The organism is Bartonella sp. MM97QHHN, from assembly GCF_042194285.1.
GTDB lineage: Bacteria > Pseudomonadota > Alphaproteobacteria > Rhizobiales > Rhizobiaceae > Bartonella.
Window position 1 is genome coordinate 1 of the sequence record NZ_JBHIMS010000020.1, and the last position, 2,883, is coordinate 2,883.

Here is a 2,883-nt window from a genome sequence, read left to right on the forward strand (position 1 = left end):
TTTTTAGAGTATAAGAATGGTATCGTTTTGCGCTTTATGGCTATGGGTAAGAATGTTGGAGCGACCACGATTGTCTTAAATGCTTTAGATGGCAAGCCGGTTTATAAAGCAACAGAAACGGGTTTATCGCTTTTATCAGGGGGGGAAATCCAACAAGGGTGCATTTATACATTGTTTTATAATGGAGATCATTGGCATCTTGTTAATCCTACCCCACTCCCTTTAGAAGAAGAAGAAAGCAATCTTTATCCCACGGGTTTTATAGGAACGTTTGGAATGCGCGGGATTCCAAAGGATTGGTTAATTTGCGATGGGAAGGCTTATTTGCGTCGTGATTATGGTGATTTATTTGAGACGATAGGAACGGTTTGGGGAGAGGGTGATGGCGCCACGACATTTAATGTTCCCGATTTTCGAGGGATGTTTTTACGAGGGCTTGATGGAGGGCGAAATATTGATGAGGGGCGTTCTTTTGCAAGTGTGCAAACAGATTTAATCGAGTCGCATCAACATCAAGGACAGAGCCTTTCGATGTCTCATTTTACCAGCAACGAAAACTTTTGGGATGGGAATACGACGGATGTGTTGGGCTATCGTCTAGGCTTGTTTGGGGGGAGCTCTCTAGCGAATTTTATGGGCATAGAGCGTGAGAATTTAGGGGGCTACATTGTAAGTTCTCATACTCTTGATGAGAACCAAGAGGTTGTTTTGGAGAGCACTGGTGAAGGCGAGACGCGTCCAGTAAATGTGAGTGTTCTGTTTGCGATTAAGACATGAGGTGTAAGATGTCGACGATCTATGATTGGTCTTTAAATGCCTCCTTGAATGCCTATTGTGATGATTTGATTGATTGGTCAAAAGGACAACGTCCTAGTAGTCTGAATAATAGTGCTCGTGTGATGATGCAACGTGTGCGTGAGTATTTATCGGATACAAGTGGTGTGATTGAAAGCACTTTTACGGTTGATACTGAACACCAGACGACGTTGATAAGACTTCAAAGCCAATCGCAATTTTTAGAGTATAAGAATGGGATATCAATTTGTTTTAAAGCGAAGGGCAAGAATGTTGGGGAAACCGCAATTGCCTTGAATGATTTGGCGGCTAAACCTGTTTACAAGGCGACGGAATTAGGTCTCCGTGTTTTATCGGGAGGCGAGCTTCAAAGGGGGTGCATTTATAGCTTGGTTTATAGGGATCATGCTTGGCAAGTTTTAAATCCTACGCCTCTCTCTTTATCGCAAGAGCCGGTTATTCCTGTTTATCCACCAGGGACGATAGGGATTTTTGGGATGCAAGTTTTGCCAGATGGCTGGTTACCTTGTGATGGGAAGGCTTATTTGCGTAGTGATTATCCTGCTCTTTATGAAGCGATAGGGATCAGGTGGGGAGGCGCTGATAGTTGGACGAAGTTTAATGTTCCCGATTTGCGTGGTGTTTTTTTACGAGGTGTTGATGATGACCGCGAGATAGACCGCTTTCGTTATCTTGGCACTTTACAAAATGACGCAATGAGAAAGCATGACCATGGGGGTCAATCCTTTACGATTTTGAATGATGAAAATCAGGAAGAGAGTTGGCATGGTGATATGACGATCATCTGGGGATATGTGTTGAATGACCAGCAAAGATTGAAGCTTGCTGAACGTTTGGGCGTGAGAGCAGAGGATATACGCGTGCACCATAAGCTCGCCTTTCCCCATTCCCACCTTCACATGCGTGATGTTGCATTGGCAAGTTCAGGTGTAAGTGAGACGCGCCCGATTAATATGAGTGTTGTGTTTGGAATCAAGACGTGAGGTTTAGATGTCCACGATTTATGATTGGTCTTTAACGGCATCTGAGAATGGTGGTGCTGATGCTTTAATTAATTGGTCAGAGGGACAGCACCCTAACACGGTTAATAATAGCGCTCGTTTTATGATGCAACGGGTAAGTGAGTATTTATCGGATACGGGGGGTGTGCTTGAAGGGATTGTGACGGTTGATAATAACCAAAAGACGAGCGTGATAAGGCTTCTAAGCCAATCGGCATTTTTAGAGTATAAGAATGGCATATCGGTTTGTTTTAAAGCGAAGGGCAAGAATGTTGGGGCGACAACAATTGCTTTAAATAATCTAGCTGGTAAGCCCGTTTATAAGGCGACAGAAACCGGTTTATTAGCCTTATCGGGAGGAGAGATACAAGATGGCTGTCTTTATACGCTTGTGTATGATGAAGAGCTTACGGGTTGGCAAGTTCTCAACCCGACAAGGGGCAAAGTTTCTTCCTTAAAACGTTTACCTTCCGGTCTGATAGGACCGTTTGCAATGGAGCGCTTGCCAGATGGTTGGTTGCCATGTGATGGGAAGGCTTATTCGCGAAGAACGTATAGAGCCTTGTTTGAAGTAATAGGGACGACGTGGGGAGAAGGGGATGGCGCCACGACGTTTAATGTTCCCGATTTTCGGGGGCTATTTTTACGGGGACTTGATAATGAACGCAATTTAGACCCTTGGCGTTCTTTTGCAAGTATACAACCCTGTTCTTTAAAAGCGCATGAGCATTTTATAGGTCCAGCGTCATCAGAAGGTCTTTCTTCTCGAAAAAAACGGGATGTTTCTTCTTCTGAAGCTCACTTGCAAAGGCGCAAGAGAGCTATAGACGAAGAGTGTGTAGGTTTGAGTGGGGATGCTTTGGACAAGTGTAATCAAGAATTTGACCAAATAGCAGNACATTTTATAGGTCCGGAGTCATCAGAAGGTCTTTCTTCTCGAAAAAAACGGGATGTTTCTTCTACTGAAGCTCACTTGCAAAGGCGAAAGAGAGCTATAGACGAAGAGTGTGTAGGTTTGAGTGGGGATGCTTTGGACAAGTGTAATCAAGAATTTGACCAAATAGCA

General features: G+C 44.0%; 3 protein-coding genes. All 3 read left to right on the plus strand.

The window, feature by feature from the left end:
- Positions 1–777: phage tail protein (locus ACFIJW_RS00400; RefSeq protein ID WP_375632742.1), on the plus strand; the 777-nt coding region annotated here is incomplete at its 5' end.
- Between the two features lie 8 nt (positions 778–785).
- Positions 786–1,799, plus strand: coding sequence for a phage tail protein (locus ACFIJW_RS00405; protein ID WP_375632744.1), 1,014 nt, complete (start codon positions 786–788; stop codon positions 1,797–1,799).
- Positions 1,800–1,806: 7 nt separating this feature from the next.
- A partial coding sequence (locus tag ACFIJW_RS00410; RefSeq protein WP_375632746.1) for a phage tail protein occupies positions 1,807–2,883 on the plus strand: 1,077 nt, incomplete at its 3' end.

Excerpts from the sequence above, each read along its gene's own strand:
- ACFIJW_RS00405 (WP_375632744.1), top strand. The coding sequence starts at position 786 with ATGTCGACGATCTATGATTGGTCTTTAAATGCCTCCTTGAATGCCTAT.